The organism is Mycobacterium sp. E136 (genome assembly GCF_001666865.1).
Classification (GTDB): Bacteria; Actinomycetota; Actinomycetes; order Mycobacteriales; family Mycobacteriaceae; genus Mycobacterium.
Genome location: NZ_LZJE01000301.1, coordinates 1 through 5,562, shown reverse-complemented (window position 1 = coordinate 5,562; position 5,562 = coordinate 1). Strand labels below are relative to the sequence as shown.

At 67.9% G+C, this 5,562-nt stretch carries 6 protein-coding genes; all 6 read left to right on the top strand.

All coding sequences use genetic code 11. From position 1 onward, the window contains the following. Positions 1-395, top strand: a 395-nt coding sequence (locus tag A5698_RS19340; RefSeq protein WP_156670823.1) for an alpha/beta hydrolase, incomplete at its 5' end; no start/stop codon positions are given. A 38-nt stretch (positions 396-433) separates the two neighbouring features. Then, a complete protein-coding gene (locus A5698_RS19335; RefSeq protein ID WP_068300142.1) occupies positions 434-1,510 on the top strand; it encodes an NAD-dependent epimerase/dehydratase family protein in 1,077 nt (358 codons plus the stop codon). Further along, positions 1,511-2,716, top strand: a complete 1,206-nt coding sequence (locus A5698_RS19330) for a flavin-containing monooxygenase (RefSeq protein WP_084792526.1) — start codon at positions 1,511-1,513, stop codon at positions 2,714-2,716. Next, entirely contained in the window at positions 2,713-3,822 is a 1,110-nt protein-coding gene (locus A5698_RS19325; RefSeq protein WP_068300140.1) for a spore photoproduct lyase family protein, read from the top strand. The genes A5698_RS19330 and A5698_RS19325 overlap by 4 nt, the downstream gene beginning before the upstream one ends. 85 nt (positions 3,823-3,907) lie before the next feature. Then, entirely contained in the window at positions 3,908-4,663 is a 756-nt protein-coding gene (locus tag A5698_RS19320; RefSeq protein WP_068300135.1) for an SDR family oxidoreductase, read from the top strand. 151 nt (positions 4,664-4,814) lie between these two features. Beyond that, a partial coding sequence (locus A5698_RS19315; protein ID WP_156670822.1) for an AAA family ATPase occupies positions 4,815-5,562 on the top strand: 748 nt, incomplete at its 3' end.

Genomic DNA, 5,562 nt, shown 5'->3' with positions numbered 1-5,562 from the left:
ACGGGCGCTACGACTGGCAGGACCGGTCGACCCCCACCCGCAAGAACTTCCAGAACTTCCTGGAGCGAGTCGTGGTCGGGCGCAAGCAGTCTCGGCATCCGGAGATTTTCGAGGCGGCCTCACCGCTGGCCCGCATCCACGCGGATGCGCCGCCGTTCTTCCTCATCCACGGTGAGCAGGACACCATCATCCCCGTGGGCGAGGCTCGCGTGTTCGCCGAGGAACTGCGCGCCGTGTCTCGAAATCCGGTGGAGTACAGCGAGGTTCGACGCGCGGGACACGCATTCGATCTCGTCGATTCGTCGCATGCGCGCCGACTCGCGGTCGAGGTGGGCCGGTTCCTCAACGGTGTCCGGGCCCGTCAACTCGAGGGTGAGACCGCCGCTGCCGTCTGACCCGTGTTGATCGGGTGCGATGCGGGAAGTCTTGTTCCATGCGCATCGTCATCACCGGAGCTTCGGGCAACGTCGGCACCGCACTGCTGCGGCGGCTGACCGAAAGCGACACCTCACACGAGATCGTCGGCGTCGTGCGACGGCCGCCGGAGCCCACCGGCGTCTACAAAAGCGTCCGCTGGCACGGACTCGACCTCGCCGATCCCGACGCGGCCACCCAACTCCGGGGCATCTTCGACGGTGCGGACGCCGTCGTCCACCTCGCATGGGGTTTCCAACCGACGCGAAACACCGAGTACCTCAACCGCATCGGCGTGGGCGGCACGACGGCCGTCCTGGAGGCCGCGCACGACACGCGGGTGGGGCGCCTGGTGCACCAGTCGTCGGTCGGCACCTACGCGCCCGGCCGGTACGGACAATATGTCGACGAGTCGTGGCCCACCACCGGAATCCGCACCTCGCCGTACAGCCGCGACAAGTCGAGCGCCGAAGCGCTACTCGACGATTACGAACTCGAACACGGGGATGCGGGCGTCCCGATCGCGCGGATGCGTCCCGGCTTCATCGTGCAGCGTGCCGCGGCGAGCGGTCTGATGCGCTACGCGCTGCCCGGATACGTGCCGATGCTCGCGGTACCGCTGTTGCCGCTGCTGCCGCTCGACCGCCGCCTGTGTATTCCGCTGATCCACGCCGACGATGTCGCCCACGCGCTGGCCAGAGTGGTCGAACGCGGCGCGAGCGGCCCGTTCAACCTGGCATCCGAGCCGCGGGTGGGCCGCGATCAGGTCGCCGAGGTGCTGAAGGCCAAACCGGTCCACGTGCCGTCGGGGGTACTCGGCGCGCTGGTCGACCTCAGCTGGCGCGCGCGGCTGCAGCCGATCGACCGCGGCTGGCTCGACATGGCGTTCAGCGTTCCGCTGCTCGACTGCGGGCGCGCCGAGGCCGAACTCGACTGGCGGCCCCAGTGGAACTCGGTTGAGGCGCTCGCCGACGTCATCGGGGGCGTGGCCCAGCAAGCGCACGCGGACAGCCCGCCGCTGCGGCGCCGGTCGCTCCTCGAACAGTTCCAGCGCGACCTCACCAAGGGGCTGCTGACCACCAGACACCTGCCGTAGATGGCGCACGACGAACCGGTCGTTATCGTCGGTGCGGGTCCCAGTGGCCTCGCGATCGCCCGGCAGCTCCGTCACGAATGCGAAGTCGAGGCGCTCGTGGTCGACCGCGCCGATGCCCCCGCGTCGTCGTGGCGCAATCGCTACGACGGCTTCCGCCTCAACACCTGCGGGTGGTGGTCGCATCTGCCCGGGCAGCGGATTCCGCTGCAGTACGGTCGCTGGCCCACCCGCGACCACATGGTTGACTACTTCGACGACTACGTGCGTCGGCAGAGGATTCGTATAACGTTCGGCGTCAACGTAAATCGGGTCGACCGTGAACACAGCGCATGGCGGCTGGTCACCGACGACGGGTCGCTCAGCGCGGCGGCCGTCGTCATCGCCACCGGCAACTACCACACGCCGACGCTGCCGGAGTGGCCCGGAATCGAGACATTCACCGGCGAGGTGCTGCACTCCGAGCACTACCGCAACGCCGAGCCCTTCGCCGGCCGCGACGTGCTGGTGGCGGGGGCGGGGAACTCGGCGGCCGACATCGCGTTGCAACTCAGCGACGGCGCCGCACGGCGGGTGCGGATGGCGGTGCGTACACCGCCGCATCTCGTGCCGCGGTCGGCCGCAGGGATTCCGGTCGACGCATTCAGCGCGGCGTTCGAAGGCCTGCCGGTGCCCGTGCTGGACCAGGCGGCGGCACTGATGCGCAAGCTGTGGTTCGGTGACCTGCGCCGCGAGGGCCTGCCCGCGCCGCACCGGGGCATCTATTCGGCGCTGCTGACCGACGAGCAGATCCCGACGATCGGTGACGAGCTGGTGCCCCACGTCAAGGCCGGGCGCATCGAGATCGTCGCCGCCGTCGAGTCGTTCGCCGGTGACAACGTGGTGCTGGCCGACGGCAACGTGGTGACGCCGGATGCGGTGATCGCCGCGACCGGCTACCGGCGAGGACTCGAGCCGCTCGTGGGACACCACGACGTGCTGGATGACGGCGGCGCCCCGAAGGTCAACGGGTTGCCTGCCGCCGCGCCGGGTCTGTGGTTCGCCGGTTACGACGAGCCCCTGATCGGCCCGCTGCGGTCTTTCCGGCAGCAGGCCACGCCCATCGCACGCGATATCGCGCAGTATCAGCGCGAGCGTGACAAACCTCATTGGCCGTCAACAAGATCAACTGCATCGGAGTCGGACCGTCGCACGTTGAACGGGACATGACGATGGCCGATCGCGACGCCGTGACCCGGCGCACACCCGCTGCGCTCGCCGACCGCCTTCTCGACATCAAGCGGATTTACCACGAGCCCGACATCGAACGGTTTCCGCGCGCACGCCAGGTGTTCGAGCGCTTCCCGGATGCCGAGCGCATCCAGGTGCTGTCGCATCAGGCGATACCGGGCCTGTACGGAAACGAGGGCAATGTCGAGGACTGGGTCCGCAACAAGCGGGAAGTGCTGGTGCTCGGCGAGAAGAAGAGCCTGAGCGCGCGACGCAACGAGCGCTCCAGCGACTGGATCGCACCGTCGACCGCGAACGGATGCGCGATGGCGTGCTCGTACTGCTACGTTCCGCGTCGTAAGGGTTACGCCAACCCGATCACGGTGTTCGCCAACATCGAGAAGATCACTGGATACCTCGAACGCCACGCCGCCCGGCAAGGCGTGAAACCGCAACCGAACCAATGCGATCCCGTCGACTGGGTTTACGACATCGGCGAGAACAGCGACTGCGCGGTCGACGCCATGGTCTCCGACAACGTCCGCGACCTGGTCGACCTGTTCGCGCGAATCCCCAACGCCAAGGCGAGCTTCGCGACCAAGCTGGTCAACCGCGCCCTGCTCGACTACGACCCGCGCGGCGGCACCCGCGTGCGGTTCAGCCTGATGCCGGCGGAGACGTCGCGGGTGCTCGACGTGCGTACGTCGAAGATCGTCGACCGGATCGCCGCGATCGACGACTTCGTCGAAGCCGGCTACGAGGTGCACCTGAACTTCAGCCCGGTTGTCGTGCATGAGAATTGGCTCGCCGACTGGTCGGAGTTGCTCGATCACATCGCCGACGGCACGTCCGACCGCACCAAGCAACAGCTGGCCGCCGAGATCATCTTCCTCACCCACAACGAGGGGCTGCACGACGTGAATCTCGGCTGGCATCCCAAAGGCGAGGACCTGCTGTGGCGTCCCGATCTGCAACAGGTCAAGCGCAGCCAGAGCGGGCAGTGGAACGTGCGCTACAAGAGCCCGTGGAAGGGTCGCTGGGTCCACGAGTTGACCGATCTGATCGCCGCGAAGCTGCCCAGCTGCCGGGTGCGGTACGCGTTTTGAGCTTCTTCGCCGGCGGCGGGATGAGTTTTTGAGCCGTCAGCCGTTTGGACGGGCAGGAAGCTGTCGGACAAACGGAAGGCTCATCATGAAGATCGTCGTCATCGGCGGAACCGGCCTCATCGGTTCGAAACTGGTGCAGATCCTGGATCGGCAGGGCCACGACACGGTCGCCGCGGCGCCGTCGACGGGCGTGAACACCTTCACCGGCGAGGGCCTGCGGGATGCGCTGCAGGGCGCGGCCGTGGTGGTCGACGTGTCGAACTCGCCGCAGCTCGACGATTCGGCGCAGGAGTTCTTCCGCACCGCCACGACCAATCTGCTCGACGCGGAAAAGGACGCCGGTGTCGGCCACCACGTCGCGCTGTCGGTGGTGGGCACCGACCAGATGGCCCCGCAAAGCGGCTACTTCCAGGCCAAGCTCGACCAGGAACAACTGATCAGCGACGGGCCGATCCCGTACACGATCGTGCACGCGACACAGTTCTTCGAGTTTCTCCCGACGCTCGCCGACTCCGCCACCGACGGCGACACGGTGCGGATGCCGCCGGCGTACTTCCAGCCGATGGCCGCCGCCGACGTCGCAGAGGGCCTCGCCATCGCCGCGGCGAACGAGCCGGCGAACCGCATCGTCGAGATCGGGGGACCCGTGGAGGTCCTGCTGCCCGACCTGATCCGGACCGCGCTGACCGCCCGCGGCGACACCCGCCGGGTCGTCGCCGATCCCGCCGCGAAGTACTGGGGCATCGACCTCGAGGAGCGCACGCTGGTGCCCGGTGCGGGCGCAACGCTGTTCGCCACGCGTTACGAGGACTGGATCCTGGCGATCGCCGCGACGGCCTGACCCGGGCGATTTGTGCACGCAGGGGAGCGCTGAACGCTCCTGAACGTGCACAAATCGCGGTGTGGACCCGTCGGCGGACGCCTCGTACGATCCAAGATCAGATCGGGTAACCGGCGACCGTCGCGGGTCCACCCAGAACGCGGTGGTGTCTATGTCTGGCCAGGGTGCAGCACAAGCCCTGCGTGGCCGTACCCGGGAATGTGAAACGCTGCACAACCTGGTGGCGACCGTCCGATCCGGCAGCTGTCAGGTGCTGGTCCTGCGCGGCGAGGCGGGTGTCGGGAAGACGGCCCTGCTCGACTACGTCTGCGAAGCCGCGTCCGGATTCCAGATCGTGCACGTCGCCGGTGTGGAATCGGATATGGAGCTGGCCTTCGCCGGACTGCAGCAACTGTGTGCCCCGCTGATGACGCACCTCGACGCGATCCCCGAACCGCAACGCGAAGCGCTCAACGTAGCGTTCGGGCGCGGAGTCGGAGAGACACCCGACCGCTTCCTGGTCGGCCTCGCGGTGCTCAGCGTGCTGGCCGCCGCGGCCGACGACCAACCGGTCCTGTGCATCGTCGACGACGCGCAGTGGCTGGACCAGGTTTCGGTCCAGACGCTCGGCTTCATCGCGCGACGACTGCTCGCCGAACCCGTCGGACTGGTGTTCGCGGTCCGCGACCAGCCCGAGCTGCTGTCCGGTCTGCCCGAGCTGCCGGTCGAGGGACTGTCGGACACCGATGCGCGAGAATTGCTGGAATCGGTCATGTTCGGCGGGATCGACCCGCGGGTGCGCGACCGCATCATCGCCGAGACCCGTGGCGTTCCGCTCGCGATCCTCGAGGTGCCGCGCAGCGTGTCGGCGACGGAACTGTCCGGCGGCTTCTGGATATCCGGTAAGCGCTCGTCGACGG

Bases quoted from the DNA above. Each gene is read 5' to 3' on its own strand.
- A5698_RS19320 (WP_068300135.1), top strand. From the start codon at position 3,908: ATGAAGATCGTCGTCATCGGCGGAACCGGCCTCATCGGTTCGAAACTG.
- A5698_RS19335 (WP_068300142.1), top strand. From the start codon at position 434: ATGCGCATCGTCATCACCGGAGCTTCGGGCAACGTCGGCACCGCACTG.
- A5698_RS19330 (WP_084792526.1), top strand. From the start codon at position 1,511: ATGGCGCACGACGAACCGGTCGTTATCGTCGGTGCGGGTCCCAGTGGC.
- A5698_RS19325 (WP_068300140.1), top strand. From the start codon at position 2,713: ATGACGATGGCCGATCGCGACGCCGTGACCCGGCGCACACCCGCTGCG.